The following is a 17808-nucleotide window of genomic DNA, read 5'->3' on the forward strand; positions in this document are numbered from 1 at the left end:
TAAGGTGAAACCCGGATTCCGTTTTATTTGCTTCTATTCTTTGCTTTTTCGCGTTACTTTAGCATTTTATTTATTTCCAGGTTCTTTTCAGCCTGAAAACCTCCTGAATGTATCCCCAGACGGAAACAGGAGCCATGATCAGCTGATAGCTTAAAACGAAGAAAAAGAAGCCTGAGATATTTTTTCTCACTTTTAAATCAAGTTCTCTGAACACTTTTTTCTGATAGGAATAGATGCTCAAATAGCTGATCAGTGTAAGGGGCAGAACAAAAAGGGTCATCGGCCCGACAATCCAGTAATGACCGAAAAAAGCGAGAATCAGGCCCGGAATCCAGAAAACAGTATACGTAAAATCAAGATACGGCATGATGAAATTAATGCCCGTCAGGAATTTCGCGAAAATGGCCGGCTGATGCCACGGCTTCATTTCCTTCAGCGCTTCAATCATCCCCCGCGCCCACCTTGACCGCTGCCTGGCAAAGTGCCGGAAGGAAACCGGAACTTCTGTAAACGCAACAGACAAAGGCTCAAAGTACACTCTGTACCCGTGATGGAGAAATCTCCAGGTCAGAACAATGTCCTCCCCGATTGCTTCCGGCCATCCGCCAGTTTCCCTTACAGCAGACGTTTTGTACAAACTGAATGCCCCCTGTGCTACGAGCGTTCCCTGATATAAACCTTGAAGCCTTTTGATCGCTGCAATGCCGAGGAAGTAGTCCCACTCCTGCATTTTTGTCAGAAGATTTTCCCGGCTGTTTCTGACGAGAATGGTACCTGCAACAGCACAGACATCCTCAGGGGAACTGATCATCCTTGAAACAATGCGCCTGACAGCACTTTTGTGCAGAAGCGTATCTGCATCAAGAGTAAGAACGAAATCGGTCATCGTTTCATTAATGCCTTTGTTCAGCGCATGATATTTCCCCGGATTTTCTTCATGGAGGAGACGCACAGGAATGCCATAGGCAGTCCCGGCTTCCAGGGCAACTGACGGAGTTGAGTCCTCGGATCCGTTATCCACTACAATCACTTCAAGACTGCCCTTGTAATCCTGATCGGCCAAATACCTGATTGTCGTCCCGATATTCTTCTCTTCATTCTTTGCTGCAATCAAAATGGTGACCGGAATTGCAGGACTGCTGATTTTATATGGGGGCTGCCTGTCAATCAGCAGGCTGGTGATCAAAAAGGCATTCAAAAACCCCGGTATGTAGGCAATGCCGCCAATAATGAAGATGGCAAGCGGCAGCGAGGTCAGCTCAGCAAGCTCCCTTAGCCAAGGAAGAGAAAGGAAGACAGAGAAGAGCATCCACAACAAAGCCGCGGTCTGGCTGATCCAAAATTTCTTTTTCACGCTCACGTATCGCTTTAGCACCATGTCTCAACCTTTTCACTCGAGTTTTCTTTTATCTTCCGCAATCCCTGACTATGCATACATAAACGAAACAAGTAGAAAAAATGGGAGAAACTTGCACATACTACATAAAAGCATGTTTGAAATCAAGGAAGTGATGAGATGAAACTGTCTGATGAGGAAAAGACCGCGCTTAGCGAAGCCATCGACAAAATGAATGAGGGGCTTGATGTATTCATTCAATTCTACAATGATGCTGAAGAAGAAAAGCCGGTGATCGAATTCAAAGAAGATACGATTGCTGCTATTGAAAAAGCAATTGAAGCCTATGGAACAGAACCGGTTTCGGAGAAAATAAATGCCATTATCCGTGAGGTTCTATCTTTTTTACCAAACAAAAAATAAGGCGGGTGTGAACGTTGAGATCAAATAAACTGCTTGTAGACTGGCTGAGATGGCCCCTCTATGTCCGCATTATTTTAATCGTCATGCTGATTGTCCTTCTCTTTGGACAAGTGATATCCCTAATAGAACCGGACGTCTTTCCGACTGTTTTTGATGGAATCTGGTGGGCGCTTGTTACCGTGTCCACCGTCGGATTCGGCGATTATGTTCCAGAAACGGTTGCAGGAAGATCAGTAGGCATCGTGCTCATCCTTATTGGTGCCGGATTTGTCACGACCTACTTTGCCACATTGTCGGCAGCAGCTTTTCAAAAGCAGCATTCTTACCTAAAAGGAGAAACGGCCTACAAATATGGAAATCATGTCGTGATTGTCGGGTGGAATGAAAAATCAAACGAGCTGATCGAAACCTTCCAAAAGGTCAAGCCCTATAAAAACATCGTTCTCATTGATGACACTCTCGAAGAGTCACCTTTAATTGAAAATCTGCATTTTATCAAAGGCAATCCAACGATTGACCGGACACTGATCAAAGCAAACATCGAAAAAGCAGATGCTGCCATCATCACGGCCGATCAGTATAAAAGCGAAACAGATGCTGACATGCAGTCGATCTTAATCCTGCTTGCACTAAAAGGCATGAACCCTGATCTTTACACGGTTGTCGAGCTTGTTACCGGGATGCATGTGAATAACGCCAAAAGAGCAGGTGCAGATGAAATTATCAAGTCCTATCAGCTTTCAAGCCACTTGATGATGAACAGCTACCTGGCGAAATACGGGCTGTCGAGCGTATATTCAGAACTCAATCCCGCAAACGGAAACTACTTTAAAATCATTCCGATACCTCCTGAACTAGTCGGAAAAACCTTTCACGATGCCAGCCACAGTCTGCTTGAAAAAGAAAACTTGCTTATTGGCATCAAAAAAGGAGATCAGACGAAACTGAATCCGCCGATCTCCCAAATTCTTAATGAAGAGGATCTTCTGATTATGATTACTCATTAATCAAGCAGCAGATCCTCAAGTTCTTTTACCAAATCCCTGCCTGTATCAATGTATTTCTCCGGAAAATCGGCGTCTTTGTCCTGCGGCTCCTGAAACTGGTCAAAAGATGCCTTTACATTTCCAATATGAACATTGTCATCAAGACCTATCTGATATTTGTGCGAAAGCAAGTAAGGGTTTGAGAGCGTGACAGTCGTATTCTGCGAATCCAGCTGGCCGTCAGCTGCCGTAAACGGAACACGCAAAAACTGATAGCCCACCTCATCATCAATCTTATAATCAAACGAACCGTGATCATAGTCCCAGCCCCCGCCGATAGCATACCCAAGCGGCTTTAATTGTGTTTCAAGATGATACAGCTTGAACGATTTCCCTTCCAGTTTCGATGGAATTTCAATCATGAGATTCGACCTCCTTTTTAAGGTAGGTTCTCCTGATAACTGTTTTTTATGAGGAAGGGAAGGGAAGCGGAGGGAATGACATATTTCTGATGGTTTGCTTACCCTCCCATGCCGTTATTCGCTTTTAGCAGGGTATGATTCCACGCTTTGCTTACCCTGCCCATGCCATTTATCGCTCTTGCTGGGTACGATTTATCGCTTTCCTTACCCTGCCCATGCCGTTTTTCACTCTTGCTGGGTACAATTCATCCCTTTGTTTACCCTGCCCATGCCGTTTATCACTCTTGCTGGGTACGATTCATCCCTTTGCTTACCCTGCCCATGCCATTTTTCTCTCTTGCTGGGTACGATTCATCCCTTTGCTTACCCTGCCCATGCCGTTTTTCGCTCTTGCTGGGTACGATTCTTCGCTTTGCTTACCCTGCCCATGCCGTTTTTCGCTCTTGCTGGGTACGATTCTTCGCTTTGCTTACCCACCGAAATCAATTTACGGCTTCACAGGCCCTGCTTCTATTTTCCCGCAAAAAAAGCAGCCCGGTTAAATTACACCGGACTGCCATTTACACTTATTTCAAACGCTTTTCAAGCTCAGCTTTAACCTCTTCAAATCCTGGTTTGCCAAGCAGAGCAAACATGTTTACTTTGTAAGCTTCAACACCCGGCTGATCGAATGGATTCACGCCAAGCAGGTATCCGCTCATCGCACAGGCTTTTTCGAAGAAATACACAAGATATCCGAATGTGTACTCGTTCATTTCAGGAAGGTTCACAATCAGGTTTGGAACGCCTCCGTCTGTGTGAGCAAGCATCGTCCCTTGGAATGCTTTTTTGTTGACGAAGTCAACTGTTTCGCCCGCAAGGTAGTTCAGGCCGTCAAGGTCGTTTTCTTCTGATTCAATCGTAATCTCGTGACGCGGTTTTTCAACGTTAAGGACGGTTTCAAACAGATCACGGCGTCCTTCCTGCACGTATTGGCCCATTGAATGCAGGTCTGTTGAGAAGTTTGCTGAAGCAGGGAAAATGCCTTTTTGGTCTTTTCCTTCACTTTCGCCAAACAGCTGTTTCCACCACTCTGAGAAATATTGAAGGCCCGGCTCATAGTTAATGAGCATTTCAATCGTTTTGCCGCGGTTATAAAGCGCGTTGCGAACGGCTGCATACTGGTAAGCAGCATTTTCTTCAAGCTCGGATGTTGAGAAATCGTTCATGGCAGCAGCTGCGCCTTTCATCATTTCTTCAATATCCGCTCCTGCAGCAGCAATTGGAAGCAGACCGACAGCAGTAAGAACAGAGTAGCGTCCGCCAACATCATCTGGGATGATGAATGACTCGTACCCTTCTTCTGAAGCAAGTGTTTTTAAAGCACCGCGCGCTTTGTCTGTTGTCGCATAGATGCGTGTTTTCGCTTCTTCTTTTCCGTATTTTTCTTCAAGCAGCTTGCGGAAAATACGGAAGGCAAGAGCTGGCTCAGTTGTTGTGCCTGATTTCGAAATAACGTTGATTGAGAAGTCGCGTCCTTCAATCAGGTCCATCAGGTCTTTCATGTAAGTAGAGCTGATGTTATTGCCGACAAAGATAATTTGCGGCGTTTTGCGCTGTTCTTTAGACAATGCATTGTAGAAAGAATGGTTCAGCATTTCAAGGGCAGCGCGTGCGCCAAGATATGATCCGCCGATTCCAACGACTAAAAGAACATCCGAATCAGATTTAATTTTTACTGCACTTTTTTGAATGCGTGCAAATTCTTCTTTATCGTATGCCTCAGGAAGGTCAACCCAGCCAAGGAAGTCGCTTCCCGCTCCTGTTTTCTCATGAATTGAGTGATGCGCAACTTTAACGAAATCGCGCAGGTATGTAAGCTCATGCTCACCAAAAAATGACAGCGCTTTTGAGTAATCAAAACGAACATGTGTCATTGCAGTTCCTCCATCGTTCCTAAAATTTTAATCCTCTTTCACTTTAACGAAACTGTGTTTGTAAATCAAGCGGACCAAAAAATGAAAACGCGATCATTTAAAAATAAATGAAAACACCCTGCAGATGCAGGGTGCTGGTGCCATTAAAGTGAAGCTCTCAAGATGGCAAGAACATCTTCTTTGTTCAGCTTTTTAAAGTTGCCGAACTCTCCGTTTGCCATTGCTTTATCTGCAATCAGATCAAGCTTCTCGTCTGTTATGTCGTAGTCAGCGAGGCGGCTTGGTGCACCGAGGCTGCTCCAGAACGCGCTGAGCTTGTCGATTCCTTCAAGCGCGACATCACGGTCTGATTTGCCTTCTGTATCTACTTCAAATACGCGGACAGCAAGCTGTTTGAAACGGTCAAGGTTCTCATCAAGCGTATGTCTCATCCAGTTAGGGAACAGGATGGCCAGGCCGCCGGCATGAGGGATATCATATACAGCTGAGACAGCATGCTCGATATTGTGAGTCGCCCAGTCTCCGCGGTAGCCCATCTGAAGGGATCCGTTCAGAGCAATTGTTCCTGAATAAAGGATCGTTTCGCGAAGCTCATAATTTTCAAGGTCCTTCATCAGTTTTGGCGCTGTTTCCATAACTGTTTTCAGAGTCGATTCACAGAACCGGTCCTGAAGCGGCGTGTTTTTTGTATGATGGAAATATTGCTCAAATACGTGAGACATCATGTCGACCATTCCGTACACGGTTTGATCCTGAGGAACTGTGTACGTGTTGACAGGATCAAGAATGGAGAATTTCGGGAATGTCAGCGGACTTCCCCAGCCGTATTTCTCCTGTGTTTCCCAGTTCGTAATAACCGAACCTGCGTTCATTTCTGAACCTGTCGCAGCAAGCGTCAGCACGGTTCCAAACGGGAGAGCTTCTGACGGAGTGTGCTTTTTGGTTACGATGTCCCATGCATCTCCGTCATATTTAGCTCCTGCAGCGACCGCTTTTGTGCAGTCAATGACACTTCCGCCGCCTACAGCAAGCAGGAAGTCAATATTTTCACTTTTACAGATATTCACACCGCGGTGAACGGTTGAAAGTCTTGGATTCGGTTCTACACCGGAAAGTTCAAAGACGTTTGACCCGGTTTTCTCAAGCTCAGCAAGTACTTTATCGTAGAGGCCGTTTCGTTTAATGCTGCCCCCTCCGTAAACAAGGAGAACATTTTTGCCGTATTTAGGCACCTCTGTCTGAAGCTGCTGAAGCTGCTCTTTGCCAAAAATTAATTTCGTAGGATTATGGTATGTAAAGTTTTCCACAATCAATCGCCTCCTTACGTTTTATAAAATAAGTATGACCTGTTTCGAATGTTTTTTGCAAGAAATGCGCTTGTGGAACTTTTTTTTGTGCCGTGAATAATTTTCATGACATTTCCGCATTCTATTAGTGAATTCTTACATCCAAGGAGGTTATCAGCATGAGCGCATTACAGCGTATTGCACTTGTACTTACAATTATTGGAGCAATCAACTGGGGGCTAATCGGCTTCTTTCAATTTGATTTAGTGGCTGCTATTTTTGGCGGCCAGGGCGCTGCCCTTTCAAGAATTATTTATGGACTTGTCGGAATCGCAGGTTTAATCAACCTTGCCATCCTCTTCAAGCCGGCAGCTGAGCTCGGCAGAACAGAACCAAAACCTGAAGCACGTTAAAGAAAAAGCACCGGATTCGCTCCGGTGCTTTTTTTATGCAAAAAAAAGAATCCATCCAGCCGGATGCATTCTTTTCACAAACTTATTTGTTCGTTTGTTTTGATTGCTCAATCCACTCTTCAAGCTTCTCTTTAAGTGTGTTGAAACCTTGTGGAGTTTCGTTAGAGTAAGCTGGAGTAGCTTTAACTGTTGCCTGGCGCTTTTTAGGCTTCTTTGGAGCTTCTGTTTGTGCAGGAGCTTCTTGAGTTGCACGGATAGAAAGGCTGATTTTGCCTGCTGCTTCGTCAACAGAAAGTACTTTTACTTGTACTTCGTCTCCTACTTTCAGCTGTTCGTTAATGTCTTTAACGAAACCGTGTGCGATCTCAGAAATGTGGACTAGTCCTTGTGTAGACTCATCTAATGCAACAAACGCACCGTAGCGCTGGATTCCTGTTACTTTGCCTGTGTAAACAGAACCTGTTTCGAATTTTGTACTCATGGTAACACTCCTATATAAGTTGATTTTTCTCGTTTAATATACGCAATTTAAAACTATATCATATCACGCCTGTTTTTACAATAACAATTTAGTTACTGTCAAGTAATAAGCTGTTGTCTTTTATGATCTTAACAACATCGTCGTTTACTTAAGAACGCCAAAAAACCATAAAAAACCGGGCAGAACCCCGCCCGGTTTTTCCATCAGTTATAAACAACTTTAGATGTGTAGTCACTAGCATTAACCTTTACCGTCATCTCCCTGGATGAACCGTCCTTGAGAATCAGTTCAAATACGGCTGTACTGCCATCATCGCTGTAGGTTTCATTCAATTTAACCGTATTTGCAGAAAGAACGCTGTACTGCTTGGCTTTCTCTTCTAAATCTGCTTTAAATTCTTCTTCTGAAGGAGCTGATTCGTCTTTTGCAATAAGGTCATAAGCCGTATCTGCATCTCCGGTAACAGCTGTGTACAGATAGAGGCGGAGCACATCAGCCGGCTGCAGCTCGTTCAATGCCGCGCTGTCCCCGCCAGTATATGCCTGATAGGCAGTTAGGATGCTGCTTGATACAGGCAATAGCTGAATCTCTCTTCCCCTGAAGAAAGATACGTCAGGCTTCAGACTTTGGGGCACGTTCACCTTATACTGCCAGTATTCCTCCTGTGATTTAAAAGTGAAATTCTGCGCTTTCAAAAACTCATAGTATGCCGATACAGATGAAGTCGTCTCACGATTCGGATAATCTTTCATGAGCTGTTCGAAGGCGGATTTCCATTCCTCTTTCAGTCTGAGCTGCTCATCCACGGCCATAGTATTGTTGAGGCCTTTAAGCAGAACGGTGAGCCAGAACTCGTAGCGCTCTTTTAGTTTTTCCCGGTATTTAAAGTTTGGGTTCTGCAGAATAAAGTCTTCAAGAGCAACAGTCCGCTCTGCCAGTTCGTAAATTGGGACAGCGAGAGCCGCATCCATGGCAACCTGTGCCTGGTTTTCCGTTTCAAAATACTTCTTCATTTGCGGGCTTGGGTCAAGCTCGTTTTCAAGGAGCTCTAAATCCGGCTGGAAATTGATCATGCCTTCCCCTTCATGATAAAAACGATAGCCGCTGTTTCTGATCTCTTCAACAACCGGCCCTGCTTCAGGATGGTCGGAGCCTTCCTGGTTCAATTGTTCAGCGAAAGCATTTACATCCGTATACTGAAGAGTGCTTGAAACAGTCAGCCACTTTTCAAAGAAATACTCCTCCATCATCCTCTGTTTTTCAAGAAGGCTGATGATTTCTGAATCCCTTACCTCTTCTCCTTCTTCTGCCTTTGCTCTTAGGGCAGCGAGCTGGGCCGCTGGAGAGGAAACGTTTTGTTCAACTGTCAGCTTGACTGTCTTAAAATAGTTGTCAAGCTCCTGAATGGTCTGATAGGAACTTCTGCTCTTAAATTCCCGGACTGCATCTTCGGCTTCCTGGATAAAAGGATAAAGTTCCGCGTCAGGCATCTGAATCTCTTCCTTGAAAGCAGCAAGTCTTTCCTTAAACAGGAGGTCCAGTTCACTTCGTTTAGCTTCAATCTCTTCAGCAGAAGGCGGCACCTGCACAGCAGGAGGCTGTTCACCTGTTCCGCCATTTCCCTCATTATTCTGCTGGAGCAGCTGTGCACCAAGCAGCCCCGCAATCAGCACGACACCCGCAAAGCTTGCAGCATACAGCGTTTTGGCTTTGAAGAAAGGATTATTCTTCTGCTTTTCAAGCTTGATGCGGTCCATTATATGATCAGCCGATGTTTGCACTGGAAGCTTTTCATAGGATTGCTTTAAATTCGATAGACGTTTCTCAAAAAGCTGATCATCCATGAGTTTCACCTTCTTTCTTTTCGTGCTCCTCCACTAGTTTTTTCAGCATCGTTTTCCCCCTGAGGATGCGTGTTTTAACAGTAGAAAGCGTTATTGACATAATTTCAGCAATTTCTTCATATTTCATTTCGTGGAAAAAATACAGAACAATTGGAATCCGGTATTTTTCATCCAGTTTCTGAAGGCACATGTGAAGGGCCCTGTCTTCTTCATTTTGAATAACACTCGATTCCACCTCAGGATAATCCATCGCAGGTTCATTTTGAATTTTGAATACTTTCTGCATGTTTGACATGCGTTTTCTGGCCGCATCTCTTGTCACATTGAGAGTAATTTTATAAAGCCATGTAGAAAATTTCGCCTTTGAAAATTGGTCCAAAAACCGGTATACCCGGATAAATACTTCCTGGGTAATGTCATCTATATCATCACGCCGGTTTCCAAGCTGATACGCAAACCGCTCGACTGTAGGCGTATATTTTTCAACCAGTTCCCGGAATGCACTCATATTTCCCTTCTTTGCCCGCCGCACTAATTCATCTTCGTTCATAATCTGCCCTCCTTCTTACACCTGTGAAACGGGAGATGCATGCAGTTTGTTTCACGCTGATGGACGCAAGATGCAAATTTTTTCAAAAAAACAGGTTTAACTCAAATTTAAGGGGGGAATACTATCAGCGTATAAGCTTTCTAGTATTCCCCCCCTTTTGTTTTTAGGACAAGGCCTTTAAGGTTTTGTCCATTTTTTATTTTCTGCCCTTTTCCATAAATACAGCCATTCTTCTAAGCGCTTCCTGAAGCTGCTCAAGGGATGAGGCATACGAACAGCGTACAAATCCCTCACCGCTTTCACCGAATACGTTCCCTGGAACAACAGCTACTTTTTGTTCAATCAGCAGCTTTTCAGCAAACTCTTCTGAACTGAGTCCGGTTTCTTTTATTGAAGGAAAGGCGTAAAACGCGCCTCCAGGCAGATGGCAGGACAAACCGATTTCATTCAGGATCTCGACAAAAAAGTTTCGTCTGCGGCGATAGCTTTTTTTCATTTGCTCAACATCCTGCATGCCATTTTTCAACGCTTCAATGGCCCCGTATTGAGCCATCGTCGGTGCGCACATCATAGAGTACTGATGAATCTTCAGCATGGCTCCTGAAAGCTCGGCAGGCGCAGCGATAAAGCCGAGCCTCCATCCTGTCATGGCGAACCCTTTTGAAAAGCCGGAAATCAAGATGGTGCGTTCGCGCATTCCGCTCAGGCTCGGAAAGCTCGTATAAACTTCATCATATGTAAGTTCCGCATATATCTCATCAGCAAGCACCACCAGGTCGTGCAATTCAGCCTGCTCTGCGATCAACTGGAGTTCATGCTTTGATAAGACAGCGCCTGTCGGATTGCTTGGCGAGCATAACAGCAGGGCTTTTGTCCGCTCCGTCAATGCTTCTTCAATTAACTGGGGCCGAAGTTTGAACTGATCATCTGCCCGCGTATGCAAAGGCACCGGCACTCCTCCCGCGAGTGATACAAGCGGCGCATAGGAAACAAAGCAAGGCTCAGGAATGAGCACCTCATCAAGCGGGTTCACAATGGCTCTTAATGCGATATCCAGCGCCTGGCTTGCCCCCACCGTTACAATGATTTCATCTTCATGCCGGTAAGACACATCAAATTTCTCGTGAAGATACCGGGAAATTTCCTGGCGCAATTCCAAAAGACCGGCATTGGCGGTGTATGATGTAAACCCCTGTTCCAGCGACAGGATGCATGCTTCTCTTACATTCCAGGATGTAACAAAATCCGGTTCCCCGACTCCAAGCGAAATAACACCTTCCATGCTTGCCGCAAGATCAAAGAACTTGCGGATGCCGGAAGGCTTCAGGGCTGAAACCGTATGTGATAAATACTTCGATTGCGTCATGGAGACACCACAATCCGTTTGTCTTCATCATCCTGTTCGTAAATCTTCCCGTCATGTTTATATTTTTTTAAGATGAAGTGCGTCGTTGTTGAAAGGACAGAGTCAAGAGTTGACAGCTTGTCCGAAACAAAGTGTGCAACCTCTGACATTGATCGTCCTTCTATTACGACGGACAGATCGTATGCCCCTGACATGAGATAAACCGATTTCACCTCATTGAATCTGTAGATTCTTTCTGCAATCGCATCAAATCCTGTCCCTCTTTTTGGCGCGACCTTTACGTCAATCATCGCCGTGACTCCCTCATGCCCATCCACTTTCCGCCAGTTGACAGTCGTTGAGTAGTCGATAATGACCTTCTGCTCTTCCAGGCGTTTAATTGTTTGGAGTGTTTCTTCTTCGCTCAGCTGAACCATTTTTGAGATGTCCTGCGGCGTTAGTCTGCTGTTTTCTTCAAGGAGCTCAAGAATTTCTGTTTCTTTTTGAGTAAGCTTCATTTTCTTTTCCTCCCTTTCCGTTAAGAATGTTCTGATAATTATAGCATGAACATCTGAAAACAAACACGCATTCTTCCGTTTTTTTTCGGGAAAAACCGGGTAGATTTTACAAGAGTTATTTTCGGCCGGCAGGTTAAAATAGTAAAAACTTTCGCTGCCGGCACTTCATTGCCGCCAGCTTTTGAAAATCATGTCTTTTACAAGGATTTAAGAATAAATGCTGGAGTGAATGATTATGGTGATATTGGATAACAAGCAGGAGTTTAAGATGCATATTCAGGGGATAGGGGTTCACTATGAGGTATATGAAAATCCCGGCAAACCTGTGATGGTTTTAATACACGGCTTTCTTTCTTCCACATTCAGCTACCGCCGGCTGATTCCATTTCTCAGGCATGAGTATCATCTCATTGCTGTTGATCTTCCGCCGTTTGGCCAGTCGGAAAAATCAATCGCTTTCGTTTACTCGTACCGGAACATGGCTAAAGTTGTGATTGAGCTTTTGAAAAACCTGCAAGTGGAACAAGCTATCCTGGTTGGACATTCAATGGGAGGGCAAATTTCCCTGTACGCATCGAAAGAAATGCCTGAGATGATTAAAAAAGTCGTGCTTCTATGCAGCTCAGGCTATATGAAAAGGTCCCATCCTTCGCTTATATTCGGCTCTTATTTTCCTTACTTTTACCTCTGCATCAAGCACATCATGAGCAGACAGGGAGTCTGGAAAAACTTATGCAACGTCGTACATGACCGCTCGATGATTGATCAGGAAATGATGGATGGCTATATTCAGCCATTTTACGACGACCGCATCTTCATGGCGCTCTCACGGATGATCAGGGACAGAGAAGGTGATCTGCCTGCAGAAGATCTGCGGAAAATCGAAACACCAAGCATTCTTATTTGGGGACAGGAAGACCGCGTTGTACCGGTTCATATCGGAGAGAGAATGAACAGGGATCTTCCAAATTCTCATTTCTTCTCATTAAAAAACACGGGTCATTTAGTTCCGGAAGAACGCCCTGATTTTGTATCAGAACGCATTTTTGAATTTTGCGTGTAAGTGAAGAAACATAAAAAAATGCAGCTTAGAACGGCAAATCATCGTTCACAAGCTGCATTGTTTTTGATCAGCAGAAGCTGTACAGCCATTTTTTCACACTCTATTAAAGGAATAATCTCTTCAAAAGAGAACTCATAAACAGCCTGTATTTTTCGGGAAAGCTGTGCAGGTGTTTCTGAGACGTGCACCGCCTGAAGGACATCAAATACTTCCGTTTCATATGCTTCCGCGCCGTACTTCAGCGGGTCCCATTTAGATAACAGCGCGAGCATCTGCTCGTTCGCTTCTCTCATTTCCACTGCGCATCACCCAAACCTTTTTCTTTTGCATAACGTTCCATACATATTTTATCATAAGGTTTTAAAGGAGCAACATCCGGAGAAATCAAACTGGAGAGTGATAATGATGAGCATGTTTGACCAAAAAATCGACAGATACATGACGCACTCAGTGAAGTGGGATTATTCCGAGGAGATTTTCGGTGTAAAAGATGTCCTCCCCATGTGGGTGGCAGATATGGATTTCCGTGCACCTGATGAAGTGATTTCCGCCCTGCAGGAAAGAGCATCGCACGGTATTTTCGGCTATACTTCAGCAGGTCCAGAAGCGAAAAAAGCCGTGCAGTCATGGATGAAAGCGCGGCACGGCTGGGATGTAACCCAGGAATCCATCGCTTTCAGCTCGGGAGTGGTTACTGCCCTGAGTATGGCCATTCAGTCCCTCACAGACCCTGGAGACGCAGTGCTGATTCAGTCTCCTGTTTACCACCCTTTTTTTGACATGACAGAAAAAAACGGCCGCATACTTGTAAACAATCAATTGAAACTTGAAAATGGCGCCTATCAAATTGATTTTGAAGATCTTGAAGAGAAAGCTGCACACCAAAAAGTGAAGCTCATGCTGCTTTGCAACCCGCAGAACCCGGGAGGCAGAGTGTGGACAAAGGAAGAACTCGAGAGGATCGGAGAAATATGCGCAAAGCATCATGTCATTGTTGTTTCGGACGAAATCCATTCAGACTTGATGCTGTTCGGCCATAAGCATGTCCCTTTTGCTTCCCTTTCCAAAGAGCATGCCCGGAATTCTGTTACATGCATGGCACCGAGCAAGACATTTAATCTTGCAGGGCTCCAGTCTTCAGCCATTATCATTCCGAATAAAGAAATCCGGACAAAATACGAGGAATTTCAAAAGCGCCAGGGGTTCTTTACACTTAATACCTTTGGCATAGCCGGCTTAACTGCAGCCTATACACATGGTGAGAAATGGCTTGATGAGTTAAACAGCTACCTTGAAGAGAACGTGAACACAGTGATTTCATATATTGAAGAGCATTTGCCCAAGCTTAATGTGATTCGGCCTGACTCGACATACTTAATCTGGATTGACTGCACGCAACTGCAGAAAACAGATGCTGAACTAAAGGAATTGCTGCTTCAAAAAGGAAAGCTTGCGCTTGAGGATGGGACCAAATACGGCCCCGGCGGAGAGGGCTTTGTCCGCATGAATATCGGATGCCCCCGCTCTCTTGTCCATGAAGGACTGGAACGTTTGAGAAAGGCGTTTTCATAATCCTGAAAATCCGCGGTTCACAGCTGCGGTTTTTTATTGTTTAGAAAATTATAAAAGTAAAAACATAACAAAGTTATCCTCGGCAAGCGGAAGCGCCTAAATCCTCTGTCAGAACAAATCCGTCAAAAAAGTCGGGACCCGGACTTTTCCGCCGGATTCTTATCTGCCTATCGGAGCGGGCCTTGGCGCTTGCGCTTTTGTTCTTGCGCACAAACAAAAATTGTCATTTTAGGAGTTTTTTGAATGTTCTGATGGTATAATGGACTCAGAATATAGCAAAGGTGAGAATCCGTTGATCATTCCTATAGAGTCTGTAAAAGAACTGATACTTCATATAACCTTTCTTTTGTTTCCTGTTTTTCTCTATCAGACCGTTTGGCTCAGCAGGCCGTTCAAGTCCCCTCCAAGCAGGAACAAATTTCTTATTTCCCTTCTATGCATCCCTTCAGCCCTGCTCTGCCTGACTTATCCGCTTCACACAATTGAAAGTGTAAGCTTTGACCTGCATGCGATACCTGTTATTGTCAGCATCCTTTATGGCGGACCCTTCTCAGGTGCTGCGGTCATTGCCTCCGTTCTCGCCTACCGGTTTTATGCCGGAGGACACTGGCTTCTTCTCAGTCTCGTGACAATTCCTTTTTATACCCTTTTATCCTTCTACTTTCAGCGTTCCTGGTTTTCCTTTAATAAACGGCGAAAAATGTTGGTTATTCTTTTAATCGGCAATGCCAAAACAGCTATCACCTACTCTTCCCTGTACCTTTTTCATTCCTTTGGATGGGTGCCGGATGTTTTCTCGGGGGAAGGCCGGAAGTATTTAATTATCGGCTGGATCTTTTTGAACTTCGCTTTATTTCTGACCCACTATGCCATTGAATACATTCGTGAAAATGCCATCATGAGATATCAGATTATCAGAAATGAAAAGCTGTCCATACTGAGCGAGCTTGCTGCGAGTGTTGCCCACGAAGTCAGAAATCCGCTGACTGTTGTAAGGGGATTCATCCAGCTGATGGGGCAGGAAATACGCGACAATGAACAAAAAAACAAGGATTATCACGAATTAGTATTATCAGAGCTTGACCGGGCTCAGGATATTATTACCGATTATTTAAGTCTTGCAAAACAGCATTATATCGAAAAAGAGAATGTGTCCCTGACTTCACTGCTTTATGAAGTGGATCAGCTGATGCGCTCCTATGCCAATTATAAAACAGTTGCGATTGAAACCAGCATTGAGGACGGGCTGATGATTGTTGGAGACCGCTCAAGACTGAAACAGGTGTTTATTAATCTGCTTAAAAATGCAATTGAAGCCGTTCCTGATTTAGAGGGACAAGTGGAAATCAGAGCTTATTCATCCCATGAATTTGTGAGAATCAAACTGACGGATAATGGCTGCGGAATGAGGGCGGATCAGCTTCAGAGACTCGGTGAACCCTATTTCACTTTAAAAGAGAAAGGAACAGGTCTCGGACTTACGGTGACGTTTTCGATCATTCAGCATCATGGCGGGACGATCCGCTATCAGAGTACATTAGGCGGAGGAACATCTGTGACCGTCTCTCTCCCTATCGAAGCTCTCAAATGAATAAAATCGAATGTTTCTCTTATTTGTTAATAAACTGTTTATAGGACATGGACGAAATGAACGTAAGGAGGGGGTACTCCTGAAAAACCGATTTATGCTGATTTTTCTGCTGACCCTGTGCCTGTTGACTGCAGCTTTTTCCATCCCAAAACAAATGGGCAATGGCGCAAGCGCCATTCCAAACGAAACCATGCAGCAGGAAGCTTCCCTTGCAATTGATACGGTTTTGACCATTCATTTCAACTCTTTTCAGAGGGCGCTCACGCTGAATGAGGAAGTCCTGAGCATTAAGCCTGTTAAAGACAGCGGGCAAAAATGCTATGAAACGACCATTCAGTTCTACACTTTTTTTGGACTGCCCCTGTCAAAAGTGAAGGCGGACTGCAATGAAATTGAGGAAGTAAATTAGCACGCACGACCAAAAACGGCCAGCTCGGCCGTTTTTTCATTTTCAGGAAATGTGCCGCATCCTGTTAATAAAAAATCCAATCCCGAAGCAGCGGAATTGGATTCTGACATTATTTGTTCTTATCCGCTGCTTTTAGGCTTCTTTCAAACTCCTCTGCTTTCAGTTCCTCTTTTCTGGATACCTTTTTAATCAGCATAAAGGCTGCAATGGCCAGAAGAAAAAAGATAAACATTGTGATGCCGGCGGGAAGGTACTCAGACTTGTCTTCCGGAAAATATAAAAACAGCCCCATAATGAAAGCGTTTAACAATTTAATCACTCCTTGTCCCTTTTACTATAGCAAGAATTCATTGCTTCCTCTACTTTAGATAAAAATTTTTCTCCCGGACTTTGCTATAATGGACGTAAGAACGTTAAAAAAGAAAAAAATGGGGATTTGCACCATTTTGTATGGGAGGCATAAACTTGAAAGAAGAACTGAGTAGCGGAGAAATCGTGACAGGCATCTATAAAACAGGCAAATATATCGGCGTCATTACAAACGTGCGCCCTGAGCATTACTTAGTGAAAGTAAAAGCCGTTCTGCGTCACCCCGCTCAAGGCGATCTGCATATGCCTAAAGAAGCGGACGTTCCTCTTTTTCATGAACGCAGAGCTCTTGCAGAAAACGAACAAACGAATATCCCGAAAAATATGGTGCGCAAATATGAAGAACCCCTGCCTGCATACAAGGATTCCCTTGTTGCCGCAGTAGCAGCAATCGAAAACGAACTAAAAGAAGATGCCCGTCCTTGGGCAGTCAAATCTCTTGAGAAAATACAGCTTCTTAAAGCGGATTATTTTAAAATCAAATGAGCCAAATCACTTGCTAGTGATTTGGCTCTAAGTTGCAAACTTGTTCATAACTTTTGAAAAATCGATCCTGTCTCCAATGGTTGGCGGAGCAGGTTTCTGCAAATAACGTTTGTCGTTTTCTACCAGGTTGTAAATGTTATAGGTCGTAAGAGCATCATCCAGTGCGCAATGATGTCTTCCTGTTCCCTTCTTGCCGTATTCTTCGACAGCCTTCCACAGTCCTGTCTGGTTTCTGTCACCAAAAAACTTTTTGTATTCCATGGATAAATCTCTGAACTTCGCATGAAACGGGAATTCAACATTGTTCTTAAGGCAGTTTTGGCGCAGTACCTTCATGTCCATATTTCCCCATGTAATGACTGTGGTGTTGGGATAATTTCCAAAATCATTTAAAATGGCGATCAGGTCCAGAAACGAAATGCCTGAGTTGACTTGAGACTGGGATATGTTTAAAAAGGATTTGCAGCGGTTTGTTAAAAAGGGAAACTGTACGGGTCTTACATAAGAGGAAAATTGTCTGTGAGCAGTTTGATTGATGACGGAAACGATTCCTACTTCGATAATTTCAGGATAAAATCCGCGTGGGTTGGCTTTTCCTTCAGGCATAGTAAACTCAAAATCAACGAAAATTAATTGCTGAGGAGCTTCCATTTCTCCCCCCTCCTTTCTCCAAAAATTCATCATTTCCTTTTTATTACTATTATATCACCTTACTCGAAAATATAGCTTCATTTTTCGAAAAATAATGAATATGCCCCCATAATATTTCAAAAAACGAAAGGATTGATTTATAATATT

Annotated in this window: 20 protein-coding genes; 8 read left to right on the plus strand and 12 right to left on the minus strand. The window is 44.2% G+C overall.

Going from position 1 to position 17808, the window contains the following annotated elements; all coding sequences use genetic code 11:
- Positions 1 to 70: 70 nt before the first annotated feature.
- Positions 71 to 1378, minus strand: a complete 1308-nt coding sequence (locus ACK1LH_RS17175; protein WP_411333724.1) for a glycosyltransferase family 2 protein — start codon at positions 1376 to 1378, stop codon at positions 71 to 73.
- Between the two features lie 138 nt (positions 1379 to 1516).
- On the opposite strand from ACK1LH_RS17175, the gene ACK1LH_RS17180 reads away from it, so the two are divergent.
- Positions 1517 to 1759, plus strand: coding sequence for an atypical membrane-integrating protein (Mistic protein) (locus tag ACK1LH_RS17180; protein WP_411333725.1), 243 nt, complete (start codon positions 1517 to 1519; stop codon positions 1757 to 1759).
- Between the two features lie 14 nt (positions 1760 to 1773).
- Positions 1774 to 2766, plus strand: coding sequence for a potassium channel family protein (locus tag ACK1LH_RS17185; RefSeq protein ID WP_029283978.1), 993 nt, complete (start codon positions 1774 to 1776; stop codon positions 2764 to 2766).
- On the opposite strand, the gene ACK1LH_RS17190 is transcribed toward ACK1LH_RS17185, so the two are convergent.
- The 3 genes from ACK1LH_RS17190 to ACK1LH_RS17200 all read right to left on the minus strand — a co-directional run bounded on the left by ACK1LH_RS17190 (position 2763) and on the right by ACK1LH_RS17200 (position 6390).
- Positions 2763 to 3167: a YugN-like family protein gene (locus ACK1LH_RS17190; protein WP_029283979.1), complete on the minus strand. Its 405-nt coding sequence runs from the start codon at positions 3165 to 3167 to the stop codon at positions 2763 to 2765. The genes ACK1LH_RS17185 and ACK1LH_RS17190 overlap by 4 nt on opposite strands.
- A 566-nt stretch (positions 3168 to 3733) precedes the next feature.
- On the minus strand, positions 3734 to 5083 hold the full coding sequence (locus ACK1LH_RS17195) for a glucose-6-phosphate isomerase (RefSeq protein WP_411333728.1): 1350 nt from the start codon (positions 5081 to 5083) through the stop codon (positions 3734 to 3736).
- A 143-nt stretch (positions 5084 to 5226) separates the two neighbouring features.
- Positions 5227 to 6390, minus strand: coding sequence for an iron-containing alcohol dehydrogenase (locus tag ACK1LH_RS17200; protein WP_411333729.1), 1164 nt, complete (start codon positions 6388 to 6390; stop codon positions 5227 to 5229).
- Between the two features lie 158 nt (positions 6391 to 6548).
- Between ACK1LH_RS17200 and ACK1LH_RS17205 the strand changes: the two genes are divergently transcribed.
- Positions 6549 to 6782 (plus strand): DUF378 domain-containing protein, encoded by a 234-nt coding sequence (locus ACK1LH_RS17205; RefSeq protein WP_029283985.1) that lies wholly within the window; start codon positions 6549 to 6551, stop codon positions 6780 to 6782.
- An 82-nt stretch (positions 6783 to 6864) separates the two neighbouring features.
- Here ACK1LH_RS17205 and yugI read toward each other — a convergent pair whose 3' ends face one another.
- From yugI to ACK1LH_RS17230, 5 genes are all read right to left on the minus strand, one after another.
- Complete coding sequence (yugI, locus tag ACK1LH_RS17210; RefSeq protein WP_029283986.1) at positions 6865 to 7263, minus strand: S1 domain-containing post-transcriptional regulator GSP13; 399 nt, start codon at positions 7261 to 7263, stop codon at positions 6865 to 6867.
- 203 nt (positions 7264 to 7466) lie between these two features.
- A complete protein-coding gene (locus ACK1LH_RS17215) occupies positions 7467 to 9107 on the minus strand; it encodes a hypothetical protein (RefSeq protein ID WP_411333731.1) in 1641 nt (546 codons plus the stop codon).
- Entirely contained in the window at positions 9100 to 9657 is a 558-nt protein-coding gene (locus ACK1LH_RS17220; RefSeq protein ID WP_029566096.1) for an RNA polymerase sigma factor, read from the minus strand. The genes ACK1LH_RS17215 and ACK1LH_RS17220 overlap by 8 nt, the downstream gene beginning before the upstream one ends.
- A gap of 196 nt (positions 9658 to 9853) precedes the next feature.
- On the minus strand, positions 9854 to 11023 hold the full coding sequence (locus ACK1LH_RS17225) for an aminotransferase (RefSeq protein WP_411333733.1): 1170 nt from the start codon (positions 11021 to 11023) through the stop codon (positions 9854 to 9856).
- Positions 11020 to 11520, minus strand: coding sequence for an Lrp/AsnC family transcriptional regulator (locus tag ACK1LH_RS17230; RefSeq protein ID WP_029283996.1), 501 nt, complete (start codon positions 11518 to 11520; stop codon positions 11020 to 11022). Before ACK1LH_RS17230 ends, ACK1LH_RS17225 begins: the two co-directional genes overlap by 4 nt.
- Positions 11521 to 11755: 235 nt before the next feature.
- Here ACK1LH_RS17230 and ACK1LH_RS17235 point away from each other — a divergent pair, with 235 nt between their 5' ends.
- On the plus strand, positions 11756 to 12583 hold the full coding sequence (locus tag ACK1LH_RS17235) for an alpha/beta fold hydrolase (protein ID WP_411333734.1): 828 nt from the start codon (positions 11756 to 11758) through the stop codon (positions 12581 to 12583).
- A 38-nt stretch (positions 12584 to 12621) separates the two neighbouring features.
- Here the strand turns inward: ACK1LH_RS17235 and ACK1LH_RS17240 are convergent, their stop codons facing one another.
- A complete protein-coding gene (locus ACK1LH_RS17240) occupies positions 12622 to 12876 on the minus strand; it encodes a DUF1871 family protein (protein ID WP_035206850.1) in 255 nt (84 codons plus the stop codon).
- A gap of 112 nt (positions 12877 to 12988) precedes the next feature.
- Between ACK1LH_RS17240 and ACK1LH_RS17245 the strand changes: the two genes are divergently transcribed.
- The 3 genes from ACK1LH_RS17245 to ACK1LH_RS17255 all read left to right on the plus strand — a co-directional run bounded on the left by ACK1LH_RS17245 (position 12989) and on the right by ACK1LH_RS17255 (position 16155).
- Positions 12989 to 14155, plus strand: a complete 1167-nt coding sequence (locus ACK1LH_RS17245) for a MalY/PatB family protein (protein WP_411335116.1) — start codon at positions 12989 to 12991, stop codon at positions 14153 to 14155.
- 292 nt (positions 14156 to 14447) lie between these two features.
- Positions 14448 to 15746 (plus strand): ATP-binding protein, encoded by a 1299-nt coding sequence (locus ACK1LH_RS17250; RefSeq protein WP_411333735.1) that lies wholly within the window; start codon positions 14448 to 14450, stop codon positions 15744 to 15746.
- Between the two features lie 94 nt (positions 15747 to 15840).
- Positions 15841 to 16155, plus strand: a complete 315-nt coding sequence (locus ACK1LH_RS17255) for a hypothetical protein (protein ID WP_029284009.1) — start codon at positions 15841 to 15843, stop codon at positions 16153 to 16155.
- A 109-nt stretch (positions 16156 to 16264) separates the two neighbouring features.
- On the opposite strand, the gene ACK1LH_RS17260 is transcribed toward ACK1LH_RS17255, so the two are convergent.
- Complete coding sequence (locus ACK1LH_RS17260) at positions 16265 to 16474, minus strand: hypothetical protein (RefSeq protein ID WP_411333737.1); 210 nt, start codon at positions 16472 to 16474, stop codon at positions 16265 to 16267.
- 146 nt (positions 16475 to 16620) lie between these two features.
- On the opposite strand from ACK1LH_RS17260, the gene ACK1LH_RS17265 reads away from it, so the two are divergent.
- Positions 16621 to 17010, plus strand: a complete 390-nt coding sequence (locus ACK1LH_RS17265) for a kinase-associated lipoprotein B (protein WP_411333738.1) — start codon at positions 16621 to 16623, stop codon at positions 17008 to 17010.
- Between the two features lie 27 nt (positions 17011 to 17037).
- On the opposite strand, the gene kapD is transcribed toward ACK1LH_RS17265, so the two are convergent.
- Positions 17038 to 17661: a 3'-5' exonuclease KapD gene (kapD, locus tag ACK1LH_RS17270; protein WP_282034712.1), complete on the minus strand. Its 624-nt coding sequence runs from the start codon at positions 17659 to 17661 to the stop codon at positions 17038 to 17040.
- Between the last annotated feature and the right edge of the window lie 147 nt (positions 17662 to 17808).

Source organism: Metabacillus indicus (genome assembly GCF_046603695.1).
Classification (GTDB): Bacteria; Bacillota; Bacilli; order Bacillales; family Bacillaceae; genus Bacillus_P; species Bacillus_P indicus.